16 protein-coding genes and 3 pseudogenes are annotated in these 14,401 nt (G+C 68.3%); 5 read left to right on the top strand and 14 right to left on the bottom strand.

Going from position 1 to position 14,401, the window contains the following annotated elements:
* The 5 genes and pseudogenes from NCC78_RS04960 to NCC78_RS04935 form a co-directional block, all read right to left on the bottom strand.
* On the bottom strand, positions 1-737 hold a 737-nt coding region (locus NCC78_RS04960; protein ID WP_372495053.1), incomplete at its 3' end, for a tyrosine-type recombinase/integrase.
* A 3-nt stretch (positions 738-740) separates the two neighbouring features.
* Positions 741-926, bottom strand: coding sequence for a helix-turn-helix transcriptional regulator (locus NCC78_RS04955; protein ID WP_250791967.1), 186 nt, complete (start codon positions 924-926; stop codon positions 741-743).
* Positions 923-2,635, bottom strand: coding sequence for a replication initiator (locus tag NCC78_RS04950; protein WP_250791966.1), 1,713 nt, complete (start codon positions 2,633-2,635; stop codon positions 923-925). Before NCC78_RS04950 ends, NCC78_RS04955 begins: the two co-directional genes overlap by 4 nt.
* Positions 2,632-3,273, bottom strand: a pseudogene (locus NCC78_RS31970) (GGDEF domain-containing protein). The gene NCC78_RS04950 and the pseudogene NCC78_RS31970 overlap by 4 nt, the downstream one beginning before the upstream one ends.
* Positions 3,270-3,854, bottom strand: coding sequence for a DUF2637 domain-containing protein (locus NCC78_RS04935; protein ID WP_250791968.1), 585 nt, complete (start codon positions 3,852-3,854; stop codon positions 3,270-3,272). The pseudogene NCC78_RS31970 and the gene NCC78_RS04935 overlap by 4 nt, the downstream one beginning before the upstream one ends.
* A 66-nt stretch (positions 3,855-3,920) precedes the next feature.
* On the opposite strand from NCC78_RS04935, the gene NCC78_RS04930 reads away from it, so the two are divergent.
* Positions 3,921-4,154, top strand: a complete 234-nt coding sequence (locus NCC78_RS04930; RefSeq protein WP_250791964.1) for a hypothetical protein — start codon at positions 3,921-3,923, stop codon at positions 4,152-4,154.
* A 159-nt stretch (positions 4,155-4,313) separates the two neighbouring features.
* On the opposite strand, the gene NCC78_RS04925 is transcribed toward NCC78_RS04930, so the two are convergent.
* From NCC78_RS04925 to NCC78_RS04915, 3 genes are all read right to left on the bottom strand, one after another.
* Positions 4,314-4,865: a hypothetical protein gene (locus NCC78_RS04925; RefSeq protein WP_250791963.1), complete on the bottom strand. Its 552-nt coding sequence runs from the start codon at positions 4,863-4,865 to the stop codon at positions 4,314-4,316.
* Positions 4,866-5,212: 347 nt separating this feature from the next.
* Positions 5,213-5,761, bottom strand: coding sequence for a SigE family RNA polymerase sigma factor (locus NCC78_RS04920; RefSeq protein WP_250791962.1), 549 nt, complete (start codon positions 5,759-5,761; stop codon positions 5,213-5,215).
* Between the two features lie 621 nt (positions 5,762-6,382).
* Complete coding sequence (locus NCC78_RS04915) at positions 6,383-6,907, bottom strand: hypothetical protein (protein WP_250791961.1); 525 nt, start codon at positions 6,905-6,907, stop codon at positions 6,383-6,385.
* Between the two features lie 316 nt (positions 6,908-7,223).
* Between NCC78_RS04915 and NCC78_RS04910 the strand changes: the two genes are divergently transcribed.
* On the top strand, positions 7,224-7,553 hold the full coding sequence (locus NCC78_RS04910) for a hypothetical protein (protein ID WP_250791960.1): 330 nt from the start codon (positions 7,224-7,226) through the stop codon (positions 7,551-7,553).
* 709 nt (positions 7,554-8,262) lie between these two features.
* Positions 8,263-9,078, top strand: a complete 816-nt coding sequence (locus NCC78_RS04905) for a hypothetical protein (protein WP_250791959.1) — start codon at positions 8,263-8,265, stop codon at positions 9,076-9,078.
* 688 nt (positions 9,079-9,766) lie between these two features.
* On the opposite strand, the gene NCC78_RS04900 is transcribed toward NCC78_RS04905, so the two are convergent.
* The 4 genes from NCC78_RS04900 to NCC78_RS04890 form a co-directional block, all read right to left on the bottom strand.
* Positions 9,767-10,144 carry a hypothetical protein gene (locus tag NCC78_RS04900; RefSeq protein ID WP_250791958.1) on the bottom strand — a complete coding sequence of 126 codons (378 nt, stop codon included), beginning with the start codon at positions 10,142-10,144 and terminating at the stop codon, positions 9,767-9,769.
* Positions 10,145-10,230: 86 nt separating this feature from the next.
* Positions 10,231-10,353, bottom strand: a complete 123-nt coding sequence (locus tag NCC78_RS31965; protein WP_284706251.1) for a hypothetical protein — start codon at positions 10,351-10,353, stop codon at positions 10,231-10,233.
* 142 nt (positions 10,354-10,495) lie between these two features.
* On the bottom strand, positions 10,496-10,843 hold the full coding sequence (locus NCC78_RS04895) for a hypothetical protein (protein WP_250791957.1): 348 nt from the start codon (positions 10,841-10,843) through the stop codon (positions 10,496-10,498).
* Positions 10,844-11,039: 196 nt separating this feature from the next.
* Positions 11,040-11,435 (bottom strand): hypothetical protein, encoded by a 396-nt coding sequence (locus NCC78_RS04890; protein ID WP_250791956.1) that lies wholly within the window; start codon positions 11,433-11,435, stop codon positions 11,040-11,042.
* Between the two features lie 123 nt (positions 11,436-11,558).
* On the opposite strand from NCC78_RS04890, the pseudogene NCC78_RS04885 reads away from it, so the two are divergent.
* Positions 11,559-12,329 (top strand): annotated as a pseudogene (locus NCC78_RS04885) (transposase); the annotation flags it as partial.
* Positions 12,330-12,977: 648 nt separating this feature from the next.
* Here the strand turns inward: NCC78_RS04885 and NCC78_RS04880 are convergent.
* A complete protein-coding gene (locus tag NCC78_RS04880; protein WP_250791955.1) occupies positions 12,978-13,295 on the bottom strand; it encodes a hypothetical protein in 318 nt (105 codons plus the stop codon).
* A gap of 207 nt (positions 13,296-13,502) precedes the next feature.
* On the opposite strand from NCC78_RS04880, the gene NCC78_RS04875 reads away from it, so the two are divergent.
* Complete coding sequence (locus NCC78_RS04875; RefSeq protein WP_250791954.1) at positions 13,503-13,727, top strand: hypothetical protein; 225 nt, start codon at positions 13,503-13,505, stop codon at positions 13,725-13,727.
* A 27-nt stretch (positions 13,728-13,754) separates the two neighbouring features.
* On the opposite strand, the pseudogene NCC78_RS32410 reads toward NCC78_RS04875, so the two are convergent.
* Positions 13,755-14,117 (bottom strand): annotated as a pseudogene (locus tag NCC78_RS32410) (DUF6000 family protein); the annotation flags it as partial.
* Between the last annotated feature and the right edge of the window lie 284 nt (positions 14,118-14,401).

The raw sequence follows: 14,401 nt of genomic DNA, 5'->3' as shown, positions 1-14,401 counted from the left end.
TCGTCAACGAGGAACCGCGGAATGGGCACCGACCGGCGCTGGTGATTCTTCGGCGTGCCCTCGACCAGCTCCCCGCCAACCTCCGCGAACGCCACGGCGACCGTCACCGGACGTCGCAGCAGATCCAGCCGAGACACCCGCAGCGCTGACGCCTCACCCCACCGCAGCCCTGTGTAGGCCAGGAAGCGCACCAGCAGCCCGTAGCGTCCGCACGCCTCCGCGAGCCTCGCCACCTGGTCGTGGTCGAGGAACACCGGCTCCTCCCGCACCACCCGAGGAAGCCGCACGCCCTCGGCCGGATTCCGCGACATGCGACCGTCCCGCACGGCATGCGCCAGGGCCAGCGACAGCACCCGGTGCGCGTACCGAACCGTTGCCGGCGCAAGGCCGGACGCGGTGAGCCGCTGCACCCAGGCCGCCACCTCCGCGTACGAGACTGCCGACAGCGAGATCTCCTCCCAGGTCGGAAGGATCTGTCGCCGCAGCGCCAACTCGTACCGGGCGCGAGTCGACGGCTTGAGCTGCACCTGAGCCGCCATCCACTGCGACGCCCAGGCGCCCACCGTTACCCGCGCCCGAGCCGGGTCGATCCAGTCCCCTCGGGAGATGGCCGCCTTGGCAGATGCCTCCCACCGCTCCGCATCCGACTTCCGATCGAAGTGCCGAGCGATCTGCTTACCCGAGGCGTCGTAGACGCGTGCCCGCCACTTACGATTCGGCCGCTTCTCGATGCTCACCGGCTACGCCGCCTGCTTCGCGAGCCAGGCCCGCACGTCGGCCGGGTCGTAGCGCAGGTGCCGACCCACCCGGGACGCCCGCGGTCCGATCCGGCGGTACCGCCACTGATAGAGGGTGCTCACCGGCACGCCGAGGAACGTCGACACGTCCTCAGCCGTCCACAGCGGTTCGATCGTCCGGGCCTTCATGCTGCTCCCTCCTGCGTTGTGACAGTTGCCGAAACATCGGGTGGTGCCTGGCTGCGTCTCGCAGCGTCGAGTTGGGCGCGCCATTGGATGCGTTCGGAGATGGCGCGTAGGACCCGATGGCCGAGGGGCGCAACGTCGGGGTCGGTGGGTCGGGCGAGTTCCCAGGCGTGCCGGTGTTCGCCGCCGGCCGGGGCGGTGTCGGCGTCGGTGGTGACGCCCAGGAGGGCTTTGACCCAGTCGCGGCGGTCGGCGCGGTGGTCGGTGAGGGTTTTGCCGGACCACTGGCGGGAGATGAGGACGCGTCGGCCGCCGATGCCGAGGGTTTCCCGTTTGTGGACCTTGTTCTTGCAGTTCCCCGGCCGCAGCCCCGGCCGAGCCTTCTTGGGTTGGATGCCGTAAAGCAGCCAGTTGGCGCACCGCTCCGAGCACGGCGTGTGCCGCAGCTCAGCCCAGAGCCGTTCCAGGTGGGCGCGTTGCCGGCCGGTGGTCACGTCATGGCAGTCGGCGGCCTGCTTGGTCAGGTACTTGGTGATGTAGCCGACGCACCGGTCGGCGTCCCTGGTGCCTGCGAGCACGCCCTTGGCGTCGACCTGGCTACCGATCCGGACGACGTGCACGGGTTCGGCGTCGGGGTCGGCGTCGAACAGGTCCAGGGCGTCATCCCACGACGGCAGCAGCTCGCCGGTGGTCGGGTCGGTGTAACCGCCCGCGTCGGCGTCCCACTGCGGCGCCCGTCCCGGTTTGTAGACCCGCCGGTCGACGGCCGGCCACCACACCTGGTGGTAGGTGGCGGCGGCGACTTGGCGGACCAAGGCGCGGGGGATGGTGCCTCGGATGGCGAAGTGCGCGTGTGGGGCGAGGCGGCGTTGCGGCTCGACGGCCCCGGCGTATTGGACGTTCCAGCCGACCGCGCGGCGTAGGTTCTGCCAGAACCGGTCGAGCAGCCGGGGGAAGTGCACCGCGTCCCAGGCGGCCCGCCGGTAGTCGTAGCTGTCCGGGTCGACGGGGGTGCCGTCTGAGTGCACGCGGCCGTAGGAGTCGAGGGTGAGGGTGAGGAACATCGACGGCCGGAACACCTGCCCACCGTGACCCTCGAAGGTCCGACCGATGGTCCGGTTCTCGACGGGCAGCCGGGGCAGGTCCGGGGCGTCCTGCCGGCGCTTGGTCGACCGCACCCGCCGCTTACCGTCGCCGTCCTCCTGGTCCTCGCTGGCGTGCGGCGGGGCGGGTCGGCCACGCATGCCTTCGGTGGTGATCTGGGCTTCCAGTTCGGCGATGGCGTCGTCCAGGTCCGCGACCTGATCCCACTGCGAGGCGCGGGCGGCTTCGTCGCGGGCGAACTCGAGATGAGCGCGGACGACGATCAGCCCGCGTTGCGCGTCGGTGGCCGGTTCCGGGCCGGGGTCGGGTTCGTCGTCGCGGTGCCAGCCCTCGCGGATCTGCTGCTGCCGCAGCCGCCGAGCGCGGGTGGCGCAGGCCGGGCACTTGGCTTCCTGGGTGGCGCCGCACGGCATGTCGATGACCTCGGTCCGGCCCGAGTCCAGGTCGGTGCGCCGGAGGGATACGGGGCGGGTGCAGACGCCATAGTCGGCGGCCAGATCCTTGACCACGTCGACGGAGCGGGGCATGAGCATCCGGGCGGCCCGGGAGCCCGGCCTCGGACCCTCGGTGCTGGGGGTGAGGCCGGGCAGCGTCGGAGCGAGCGTCATCGGCCCACCTCCGCCGTAGCGGGGGCAAGGTCCCGGACCCGGACGGCCGGGCGGGTGTCATTGGCGTGGTCATCGCGGTGACGGTCGAACACGGCCACGCCGGTGCGGGTGGTCTTCGCCCGGTACATCGCGGCGTCAGCGTCAGCCAGGGCGGCGGCCAGGTCCCCGCCGGTGGGGGCGAGGCCGATGCTGGCGGTCACCGACACCGCCACGCCGGAGGGCAGCCGGACCGGGACAGCGATCGCGGCGGCCAGCTGGCGAGCGGCGGTGTGCGGGTCGAGGTCGAGGAACAGGGCGGCGAACTAGTCCCCGCCGAGGCGGGCGGCAACGCCGTGAACGGTGGCAAGCCGGGCGGCGACCGCACGCAGGACGACGTCCCCGGCGGCATGGCCGTGAGTGTCGTTGACCGGCTTGAAGCCGTCCAGGTCAACCACGGCCACCCACGGCCGGGCCGGGGCCAGCTGCTCCCAGCCGGCGGCGAGGCCGGCGCGGTTGGCCAGGCCGGTCAGCGGGTCGCGGACGGCAGCGCGTTGCAGGGCGGCCAGTTCGTAGCGGGCGACGTAGAGGCAGTACCGGTCCCAGCAGATCAGCACCAAGGTGCCGACGACGAGGAGGCCGGAGAGCAGGGCGTTGGTCATCGGGTCACCTCTCCGATCAGCCGGGTGCCGTTGCGGCGGGTGAACGCGGCCGGCGACACCGGGGCGACCGGTGCCGGGCGGACAGGCTCGGCCGGGACCAGGGCGACGGGCTCAGCCACGGCCGGCGCGGCGACGGGGGCAGGAGCCTGCTCAGCGAGCGGGGTGGGCTGCTCGACCGGGCGGGCCGGCGTGGGGTCGGCGGCGGCGGGGGCCGGGGTGGGGCCGGCGGTCAGGACGAGCTTGGACAGGCCGATGAACGCCAGCGCGGGGACGGCGGACAGCAGCCACCCCGACAGGCCCGGCTTGGCCACCGCGAGCTGCGCGGCGAGGGACAGGGCGACAGCGGCGACGAGAAGGAACATCGGGTAGCCGATCGGCCCGCCGGTGCGCTTGCGGCGGCGGATGGTGAGCAGGGCGGCGGTGGGGATGAGTTCGGAGATGACGGCGTTGGCCCAGCCGAACCACTCCCCGGTGCCGGCCGGGGAGTTGTCGAGGGTCCAGTCCTTGACGTGGGTGAACGATGCGGCGCCCGCGAACCCGGCGACGATGAGCAGGATGACGACGAGGACCAGGCCCTCCATCGACTTCCCGTACACCCCGCGACGCTGTGCGCCCGGCGGCAACTCCTTCTCGCACTGGGCGGCTGGATGGCCCTGCCCACTTCCGAGGACACCGGCCTACTCTTCGCCCTCAGCATCATGAGCCGCGGCTACTTCATCGCGGAGCCCGGCCTGCTCTACCGCAAATGGCCCGGACAGATCACCGGCCAGGACACCCACACAGACGCACGTCAGCGCACCGAGCGAGAGCGGATCATCCAGGCACGCGCCGAGGCCCTGCTCGCGATGTTCCCGACAGAGCCGCCCAGACTTTCGGAGTAGCTAACTGCCGACAAGATGGAAGCGCTGCGATAGGCGCTGCCGGCATATTCAGCGGCACGGCGCACTCGCACGCCGGTGTGGGGCTCCAGCAGGAACGTGCCTTGCCCCGGGGCCTGCTCGTTGGCGGGATTCCGGGGCAAGGGTGTCGGTCGCAAGTGTCTACTTGGGTGTGCTCGCGATTAGGCATGTCGGTACTGCCGTCGCGGATGGTGCGCCGCTTTCGGACGGCGATCCGTCCCGCGGGTTTTGCACACTGCCGCCGACGAGCGGACCACCAGTAGCGGTGTGCTGTGGCCGGCCTGCGCCGTCGTACGCGGTCACAGTCACCTGTTCGGGCCCCCGGTAATGCTCAGGGGTCGCAAAACGGTCCGTCGGCAGGGGCCTGGCCGAACGCTGAACCCAGAAGAACGTCCAGCCTGTGGCGGCATTTTTGGCGATGTGGGCGTCCGTTGCGTGACCCTCGGACGTGACTGTGATGCGGTGCGCGGCTCTGGTGTACAACCCGATGTCGAGCACCTTGTTGGGTCCGAGAGCAAGCTGGCTACTGAGGAACTGGTAGGCCGGATCGCCGGCCCGCTTCCCCGCGATGTCCCCGTTCGATTCGCGTCCGAACCCGAGCGTGTCCCACACCTGGACTGCGGCAGTCTCCTGGTCGCGGAACGCGACGATGAAACCAGGCTGGTCACGGGTGCCTTCCAGGCCGATGAGCACGTCATACCGGGTGTTGACGTTTGGCGCGTCGAGAGTCGCGCCTGTCTCGACCAGGGGACCGAGTGAACGAACCTCGCCCCCCGGATCAGGGGGAAACCGAGTCGGAGTGGGGCATCCGAACGCCCCAGGTGCGTACTCGGGGACGCTGGAACCAGGGGTCGCACCGATCAGCAAGAAGGCGGGGATAGCCCCTACCGCGACGGCGACGGCTCCTGCGGCAGCCAGCGTCGCCCCTTGTCGGGTCCGTACCCTGCGGGCTCGACGGCGAATCAGACTAGCCGGGATATGTACGGTAAGGTCCGCAGTTTCGGCATCAAGCGCGTGCCGCAAGTCATCGATATCTTTCATCAGAACTCCCTGTGTAATGCCGAGGCGGCAGCAGGCAACGGTGAGGCTGACCTTGCCGGTTCGGCGAGGTCTGGAGACACGCGGAGCTTGGCCAAGGCGCGGGCGTTGGCGCTCTTCACCGTGCCGAGTGAGACGCCGAGCTCGTTGGCGGTTTCCTGCTCAGTGAGGTCGAGGAAGTAGCGCAGGGCCACCACGGCCCGCTCCCGCCGGGTGAGCCCACGCAGCGCACGGACGATGCTGTCCCGCCGGGCGAGCTGGTTGCCGTGGTCCGTACCGTCGGGAACGTCCGGTACCTCGCCGGTGAGCGTTTCATGGCGGCGCGGCAGCCGACGCCACCAGTCCGTATGCAGATTCACCATCGTGCGCCGGGCGTAACCGAACCCATCCCCATCCCGTATCCGAGGCCACGCCAGATAGAGCCGGGCAAGCGTTTCGGCGACAAGATCCTCCGCGCGAGCCAGGTCACCGCCAGTGAGCAGGCACCCGACCCGGTACAACCGATAAGAGCAGGCGCGGACAAAGTCGTCAAAACTTTCCGGTTCCGGCATCGAACTAGCCTTTCACTCGTGTGTCTCCTCCACCTACGAGCCGAAGGCCTGGAAAGGTTCCGCGTGCGCTCCGCGATCTTGTGAAGAGCTTCCGTATGAACGGCAACAGATCGGCGCGTGGTCGGGCGATGTTGCCGAATAGCTCTCTTAGAGGATCAAGGCGGCCCGCAAGCGGGCCGCGCCGGCCCGGCCCCGGCCTGCTGGCGACCTTCGGCCGGCATCGGCCGGGCCGGCCGGCCACGCTGATGGGACGCAAAGGCATGAGGGCTGAGGCGGGACGATCGCAGTCGGGGTTGCTTGTCGTCGAGGTTGGGGCGATCGGCTGCCGCGCAGCGGAGCTGCTTGCCCCCGGACTCTTGCAGGCATCGCCCGTGGTTTGGTGACGACGAGGACCAGGGCGTGACCCATCCCCCAGGTGCCCGATCCTCTACGCCACCCGCCCGGCGTCAAGGGCGCTGCGCGTCGGCACGCCGATGGCCTACGGCCACCCTTGACCCCGACCGGGCGACGCAGTCTTTGGCACCTATCCGGGGGATGGGGGCAGACTGGCGGCCACCTTTTCACCGGGAAGCGGATGGCCTACAAGCGCAGGCGATGCCGACCGGGTCAGGTGCAGCCTTTTCAGCCGTCGCACACCGTGTTGGCGTAGCGGGCGAAGTCCTCGGGCGTATGAAACGTGGCGACGTAGCCGCCGTGCTCCCCGCCCTCCCACCGCTTGGTGAGGATCACGGCGGAGCCGGTCCGGCCGCGCAGCTCGCTGATCCGGAACGGGAAGTCCTCCACTGCGCCGTCGTTCTTGTTCCACGCGTGCAGGTCGTAGATCTGGCCGTCGTCTAGCGTGGGCGGTGCCAGCTTCGTCTGCCAGCCGACTGCCGGGTTGAGCAGTACAACTTCCTCTGCGGTGCGGGCGCTGCGGCCGGGATCCCGATCGAGCTGAATCACCTTGTCGGTGACCCCGCCGTCGTCATTGCCGAGATAGAGGGTGATCCGGTCGGTCCCCTTGCCCCGGCACCAGTCGAACACCCCAACCAGCCGGCCGTCGGCGTCCAGCCGTACCCCGACCGCGCCCTCGGTGGCAGGGCTGCAGCCGGTCAGCCCTGCCAGCACCAACGCGCAGATCAGTCCCAGCATCCCCGTCCGTCGCATCCCTTCAGCGTGAGCAACGACGGTCACCAGGTGATCACGACGAGAGGACGGCTTGACGGCATCGAGGATCGGCTTCTACTGGGAGGGAGTGACAGTCGCGTGCCCCTTGCGTGCCCGTTCGCATGGGTGCCGGCGGTCAACGGCGGTCAGCTCCTGGACGTAGCGGCCAGCGTGGCGAAGCAGGTCAAGCCAGGCCACTGCCGAGCGGCTTCCGGCCGTGTCCACACTTCCTAACCCGTGTGTCGACCGGTTCCGTTGGCACGTTTGGTGGGGCCTGCCACGATGATCCGGTGCCGCGACCGGAGGAGCGACAGACATGACAGAAGTCGAGGAGGCGGTCGACCGAATCCGGGCGACTCCGGCGTACCGACTGCTTGTCATCGGGTACCGCTGTCTGCCTCTCGGGCTACTCATGTGGGGCGTCGGCGTCGCCGTGGTGGCCCTGTGGTCCCTGAAGCCGCCGATGGTGTTCATCCCGTTCGTCGTTGCGATGGGGACGGGGCTTGCTGGGGTGGTCGCGGTATGGGCTGGCCTGCTAACCCTGCACGCCCGTCGGCTCATGCCCGGTGGCGGCACCAATCGACACAGGGCCTTGATGAAGGTGCTGTGGCGGGACGTAGTAGCACCAGTCAGGCCCGATAGCTAGCGGAGCGAGTGCAACACCGGACCGGCGCGGGGCGGCCTACGGGCATGGCCTATGTCAGTCCTCATTTAGTCCTCAAGAGGCCGGACCGTGACCACCGACGCTGAGAGATGCCGAGAGGCATTTCCGCACGTCAGGCCAGTCGAGGCCAGGTAGGCACAGGTCGCCAACTTGATCTCGTAATGCGTAGGTCGACGGTTCGATTCCGTCAGGCGGCTCCACGGAAAGGCCCAGGTCACCGGCTTGATTGCCGATCATGACCTGGGCCTTTCGACGAGCGGGCAACGAAACCGCGGACTGGACGGCCAACCACCGGCCGCACCTCCTCACTCTCGGCATGGCGGCCTACACCACCAGCGGCGTCATCGGCCGACCCTCACTCGGAACAGCCTAGAAGGGCAAAGCCGCTCTCGACAGCCTCACCCGATCGTTCGGCGAACATCAGCGAAGCCTCGGCATCTGACCGGGTCGGCCGGGCTGCCGGCGAATGTCGGGTCTCAGGACCTCCATGACAGATCAGTCTCGGGACGTGGGTGACACGTCCGGCTAGACGATCTTCGCCATCCTCCGGCCTGAGGTTTGACAACGGTGCGATCGTCGCGCGGCGTGCGATCTGGAATTCGGCGATCGCCACTGTCACGATGAATGGATGGACGGTGACAGAGTGGAGCCGGCCCGCGATGACAGCGCTTGGCCGAGGCAAGCTGCGAGCATGTCACTGCTCATCGCTGGTGTCGCGCTGGTGCTGGGCGTTCTGGTCGTGGTGGACCACGACCAGCCGGTCGGCGCCGCTCTGTTCCTGTTGCTCGCGCTGCTGCTCGGCTCGTCGCTCATCGTGATCGCGATCCGGCGGTGGCTGTCCGGGCACACCATCCCTGCTTCGCTCGGCCTCGCCGGGTTGGTGCTTCTGTTCGGCGGGTCGGTCGTCGTGAACCTGGTGGTGGGCTCTGGCGGATTCGTGATTGCCGCGTCGGGAACAGTCGCCGGAATGCTGCTGGCGAACGTGTGGGCGATCAGCGCCGCGCGGGCAAACCGCCCACCCAATCTGCATGAACGTGAACCGACGCCGGAGCACCGGCCGTCAGCACCGGATGAACCTGAGCCTGCCCCGGAGCCTGCCACACACGCCGGTGTGTCCGGCAAGGACTGTCTGTCGTTCGTCCTAGAAGCCAAAGGCGGGCTCGTGCTCATTGGCGACCGCGACCACCGGGATAGTCCGATCTGGGACGAGGGTGCCGCGGCGGCCGGCGCGATATCGGACGGCAAGTCGGTCTTAGTGGGCACCCGGGCACCGGGAGTGGGTGCGGTACGGGTTCAGGTCAGCGTCGGGCAGGTGCCCCCAGCCGGAGGGCATCAAGTCTTCGCCGGACGGCTGGACCTACCAAGCGGGGCCGTCGAAGCCGGCAACATCCTCGTTCACCACGTCGAGAAGCTGGACATCTCACCGGCTCGGTCCGCATTCTTCCGGATCTTCGTCGACTCGCGAGAGTCACCCGCCAGGGTCACCGTCCTCGTCGCTCCCGAATAACCTTGGCGGGCTGTCACCCAGGTCCTGATACCGATCTGTCACGCAGGTCCCGAGACCGGACACGGGCTGCCGGCGAACCTGGTTCAAAGTTTCTGTACGTCTTCAAGGCGGCCCTGAACGGGCCGCACGCGCCGCCGCCTGGGCGCGCGCCGGCCGCTGCCGCTGTCGCTCTGCGGCCGTCACGCCTGATGCCCGGCGGCTGGCGCGGACAGCGGAGATCCCGGGGGCCGCCGTAGACGGGTAGCTCAGGAAGCGGTGGAGGTTCGCCGCCGGCAGCCGGCCGCGCCGCGCCCGAGCAGCGCGGCACAGGAAAGCGCACGCCGGGTCCGCGCGGCAAGCCCTAAGCATGGGGGCGGTGCCCGCGCGAGGCATGCCGGTCGTCCAGGAGCCGGCTCCACAGCCACTCAGGATCAGATCAACCGCTCACCTGGGAGGGGAGGGGTGCACGCCGGTGGCCAGCTCCGACCCCGGGAGCCGGGTCCGTGCCGGGCGAGATCGGGTCAACTGCGCCACTGTGGCGGTGTCCGCCGGGGGCGCGGCCCGTGACACGAAAGCCGACTCAGCCTGTTCCGGCAGCGTCCGTACGTGCGTCAAGGCCCGCTTGACGAGCGGGGCTCACGAGGCGTCGCCGGCCGCGAGTCCCGCGTCGAACGATCCTGCGCTGTAGGACGGCCCCGGCGACGCATGGTCAGGACCAGGGCGGTTCGCCTAGCAAGCCACGGCACGCCGTCATCAGCTTCTCTTGAGCTTCGGCGATCCGGGCCTCGGCCTGCGTCAGGTCCGCCTTACCGTGGCTGCTTACGTCCAGGTCGCCAGCCTCCTTTACCACCGACGTCAGCTCCTCGCCGGCCGCTTTAACAGCAGGGTCCGTCGAAAGGACGGCCCGGCGTGCGGCGCGGCTGTCCATCCAGCCATGGTCATTCTTCTCCAGCTGTTGCGCCAGGATGATGCAACCTCCGCGGCCGGCCGGGTCGGGGCTGGGCCGGCTTGCCTCCGGCTTGTCCTCGCTGCAAGCAGCGAGAAGGAGGGTGACGCCGAGCAGGCTCGCGGCGAGGGATCGATTCACCGGCGGATCGTACACCGGCGATCATGAGGGTTGGCATCACCTCGGTTGGATGCTTTCCCATGCCCTCCCGGATCGGGTTGACCCGCTCACCCAGACGGCTGGGTGGCCGCGTCGCCGTCCATCTCGCGCCACAGACCGCTATCGGCTTGCACGAGCCGCTTCACCATCTGCCGGGCTTCGTCTTCGGTGGCGAACTCCCAGCGGAGCACCTCGACTTCTCTGAATCTCCTGCTTAGGCGAGGCCAGGCCGTCGGAGGTCGATCGAGAGCGACCAACGACGACCACTGGTGACGACGTCTGCCCAGGTGACGAGGCGTGGCCGGTGCGATGACTAGGCCGACCGGGGCCGTCTTACCTGTAGTTGGTGAACCGCAGGGGCACCCAGGGCAGCGCGTTTCGCCAACCAGGCAGTTCGAATGCCCAAGACGTGATCACGGAGTGGGCGATCCGCTTGTCCTCGGTGAATGCCTGAAAGTGACGGTCCGCGTCACCCTCGCGGTACTCGACTTGGTATCCGCCCACTTCGGTACGGGCAACCTGCACGAACGTCTGGCCGGTTACGTCGGCGAGACGATCCATGACGAGGAACTGTTCGTTGCCGCGCTCCATGTCCGACAGCAGCTCGAACAGCAGATCGTCTGAGGGGTCGTCCCAGATCTGGCCGGACTCCATCCTGACGCGCAGCAGCGGAGCAGTCATGCCTTAATGATCCATGAACCGAGGTCGCCGGTGTGTGCCCGACCCGTGCCCGATTCAGCGGTCAACACCGGTCAGTAGCGGCACATTGACAGCCTCAACCTCAACGTTCCGTGGCCGTCGATCGACCGGCACGGCTACTCACGGTGTAGATCATTCCGATTCCCGAGCTGTTGCCCTGCACCTTCCAAACTGACGGTCAGGGCTGGTGCTGGGCTCGCCTCGCCAACACGAAGTCCGCATAGTCATCTCCGGCAACCCCGTGGTTGACCCACCGATCCGGGGAGGCCCCAGGGTCCCGCTCTGCCAGCTCCAACGCTTCGGCCGGGTCTTGAACGTGGCCGATCACGCGGCCAAAGCCGGTGTCGTCTTCGTCTTCGGGGTCGAGGGGCGGGAACACGGACAGGTCGCGGTAGTGCTCGTCGTCTAGGTCCTGTACGTCATGGACGGACACGTTGTAGCCGTCCTGCCAGGGCCAGACCGCAACCCAGCGGATGCCTCGGACGCCCGCCAGCGTGATGGGTCCGACGAACTGCTCAACGCCTTTCCTGCGGCCGAGCGCGCCGAGGACGAACGGCCGGGTGAGGTAACGCATGCTCGGAGGCTATCCCGGATGCCCAGGAGCCGAACTGGGTGACGAACTGAGTGACAACCGGGGCGTACAACCACGGACGTCCGAGAACGTAGACGGATCGTCTGCGCCAGATGGCGGCGGCCGGCCGAGGGCGTCTACCTGGCCTCGATCTCCACCCTCTACCGCATCCTGCGCACCAACGATCAGGTCGTCGACCGGCGCCGCCAGGCCCGACACCCCACCCGTGCCCGTCCGGAGCTGACCGCGACCGGGCCGGGGCAGGTGTTCACCTGGGACATCACCAAGCTCCCCGGCCCGGCCAAGGGCGTCTACTACGACGCATACGTCATGATCGACATCTGGTCGCGATACATCGTCGGGCACCACGTCGCCGCCAGAGAAAGCGCCGAGATCGCCCACGACTTCATCTCCGAGATCATCACCCTGCACGGAGTCCCGCAGGTCGTGCACGCCGACCGCGGCACCTCCATGACCTCCACACGCGTCGCCACACTCCTGGCCGACCTGCGCGTCACCCGCACGCACTCCCGACCCCGGGTCAGCAACGACAACCCGTTCTCCGAAGCCGCGTTCAAGACCGTGAAGTACCACCCCACGTTCCCCGAACGCTTCGGCTCCCTGGCCGACGCCCGCGCGTTCTGCGACACGTTCTTCGCCTGGTACAACCACGAACACCACCACGCCGGCATCGGACTGCACACCCCCGCCGACGTCCACTACGGCCACGCCGCGGCCCAACAGAAACAACGCGAACAGGCCCTCGACACCGCCTGGACCGCCCACCCCGAACGCTTCTCCCGCCGCCCCAGACCAAAAGCGCTGCACCTGCCCGACGCCGTCTGGATCAACCCGCCCGAACCGACAACCGATCAACCACTACCCCAAGCGGCGTAACACCCACTGGTCCCACCGACCTTGACAAGTTCCGGTGGAGGCGAGCAACGCGAGCCAGGACGCGCCAACAACCGCCGCGATCGTGCCGACCATGCCAACGATCCTGCTTGACCTTGTGTCCACGGCGGCACTCTACGGGCAGGCAGCGACGCCCGATAGCTACCAGGGCTGGGTGACTAACCGAGTGACGACGGGGACGAACTTCAGCGGACGGGCGTGGACTCAGGATGACCGTTCTTGCAGGTTACTTGTCGCAGGGGAGCAGGTCGGGCGGCTGTGTTGGTTGCCTGGGGGGTAAGGGGGTCGACGAGGACCAGGTCTAGGCCGTAAGAGCGGGATCTGGCGCGGCGCGAGCACGGCCCGGAGGGATGTAACCCCGGTACTCAGACGATGCCTCGACTGATCAGCGGAAACTATGTTCCGCCTCGGCCTCGCAGGCGTCCATGACTCGCACTCCGGGCCGTGCCGGATCAAGGCTATGTCGGCAAGACAGCGCGTGCGGCGGGCGGAGCTTGCCCGAGGCGAGATGGTGACAGCCTGATCCGCAAGATCCGGAACATGCGCGGAATGATCAAGCGCCCCGTCAGCGTGTCACTGCACGTACATCCTGGTAGAAGAGGGACTGGCTCGCTGAGCGCTACTCCCTTCCTAAACCGTGTGTCGGTCCAGTTGGTCGTCGCGCACCCGGAACCGCGTCTGTCCGTCCTCTGCTTCGACTGCATCCCGCCGGGTGGAGACGACCACGGCGCCGTCCTCGTCGTTGCCGACGATGCTGCATCCCAGGCGAACTGGTGCTGGCAGACGAGCGCCAGCGTCGAGCTGACCACAGGTGAAGACGGGAACCTTGTCGACGAAGAACCACGGCTTCCCGTCAGCATCGACCAGGCGGACACGTATCCAGCCCGGGAAGTCGTGGCTGACCCAGGCCACCACCTCGCAGCGGACAAAGCATTCTTCGTGAGACATGGGCCGATCCTGCCCGCATTCGCGTGAGGAGCCAACCGGCGATGAGGAACGTCAGGTCAGGGAGATCCAGGCTGTCGACAGCAACGCTGACAGCAACCGGGCCAGACAGCGGCACGCTGACAAGCACGGGCATGAACGAAGCTCCGAGCGTGCAGCCGTTCCCAGACACGCGCGGACGCAGCGCACAGAGCTTGTAAACGAGACGTCGTGGACAACAGCCGGTCAGGCGGTTTGCAGCCGACGCGCGATGTCGAGCAGAGCGGTGAAGGTGTCTCGGTCTGCGTCGGTTGGCAGTGGAAGCGGGGTGGCGACGTGGTGGTGACGACGGACATGGTCCGCTGCGGCAGCGATCACCCCACTCGCCCCCCAGTCCTCGGCGTGATCCGCGGCGAAGTATTGCTCCAGGGCTTCAATGGCCTCGGGGCCGGCTAGGACAACGGCGGCTGTCGCAAGCGGCGGTGCGTCGAGGGAACCCCGCGATGTGGCTAGGGCCTGGAGAACGGCGGCGGTTACCTCGGGACCGCCAACCCCTACCGAGTACCAAGCACCCATGACCCTTGGACGCCAACTGTCCCGCAGGAGTGCCATCACATCGGCTGGGGTTGCGCCTCGGCTTACTTCTGTCAGAGCCGCCATCAAAGGAAGCCCGTACCTGAGGGCGTTGGTTCCCATCATGTCTAGGTAGAACGGCACGACGTAGCGAGCAACCAGTCCGTCGGTGCCCCCTTGATCCACGTCTGCAACATAGCCGGTGCTTGACGTATCAGACCAGGACCAGGATTCCCGTCGAGCAGCCAAGCGAGCAGCCAAACCAGCGAGCATCAGCGGACGAGGGCGGACCGGGACGCCCGGTTCGGCATGAGGACCAGGGGGTGAACCAGTGCCGGGGGACTGACTCGTAATGCGTAGGTCGACGGTTATACATCAAGGCGGCCCGCAAGCGGGCCGCGCCGGCCCGGCCCCGGCCTGCTGGCGACCTCCGGCCGGCATCGGCCCGGGCCGGCCGGCCACGCTTCGGAACGACCAGACCATGAAGACCTCGGGGCTCTGCCCCGAACCCCGACCCTCCTCAGAGATGCCGCCGCGGATCCCCTCGCCGGGCACCA

This window comes from Micromonospora phytophila, from assembly GCF_023656545.1.
Lineage (GTDB): Bacteria > Actinomycetota > Actinomycetes > Mycobacteriales > Micromonosporaceae > Micromonospora > Micromonospora phytophila.
Note: the sequence above shows the minus strand (reverse complement) of the source record. Positions and strands in the feature narration are given on the sequence as shown.

What these genes read in the sequence shown, in the direction of transcription:
- NCC78_RS04955 (WP_250791967.1), bottom strand. Translation starts at nt 926, where the DNA reads ATGAAGGCCCGGACGATCGAACCGCTGTGGACGGCTGAGGACGTGTCG.
- NCC78_RS04950 (WP_250791966.1), bottom strand. Translation starts at nt 2,635, where the DNA reads ATGACGCTCGCTCCGACGCTGCCCGGCCTCACCCCCAGCACCGAGGGT.
- NCC78_RS04935 (WP_250791968.1), bottom strand. Translation starts at nt 3,854, where the DNA reads ATGGAGGGCCTGGTCCTCGTCGTCATCCTGCTCATCGTCGCCGGGTTC.
- NCC78_RS04930 (WP_250791964.1), top strand. Translation starts at nt 3,921, where the DNA reads ATGGCCCTGCCCACTTCCGAGGACACCGGCCTACTCTTCGCCCTCAGC.
- NCC78_RS04920 (WP_250791962.1), bottom strand. Translation starts at nt 5,761, where the DNA reads ATGCCGGAACCGGAAAGTTTTGACGACTTTGTCCGCGCCTGCTCTTAT.
- NCC78_RS04915 (WP_250791961.1), bottom strand. Translation starts at nt 6,907, where the DNA reads ATGCGACGGACGGGGATGCTGGGACTGATCTGCGCGTTGGTGCTGGCA.
- NCC78_RS04910 (WP_250791960.1), top strand. Translation starts at nt 7,224, where the DNA reads ATGACAGAAGTCGAGGAGGCGGTCGACCGAATCCGGGCGACTCCGGCG.
- NCC78_RS04905 (WP_250791959.1), top strand. Translation starts at nt 8,263, where the DNA reads ATGTCACTGCTCATCGCTGGTGTCGCGCTGGTGCTGGGCGTTCTGGTC.
- NCC78_RS04895 (WP_250791957.1), bottom strand. Translation starts at nt 10,843, where the DNA reads ATGACTGCTCCGCTGCTGCGCGTCAGGATGGAGTCCGGCCAGATCTGG.
- NCC78_RS04890 (WP_250791956.1), bottom strand. Translation starts at nt 11,435, where the DNA reads ATGCGTTACCTCACCCGGCCGTTCGTCCTCGGCGCGCTCGGCCGCAGG.
- NCC78_RS04880 (WP_250791955.1), bottom strand. Translation starts at nt 13,295, where the DNA reads ATGTCTCACGAAGAATGCTTTGTCCGCTGCGAGGTGGTGGCCTGGGTC.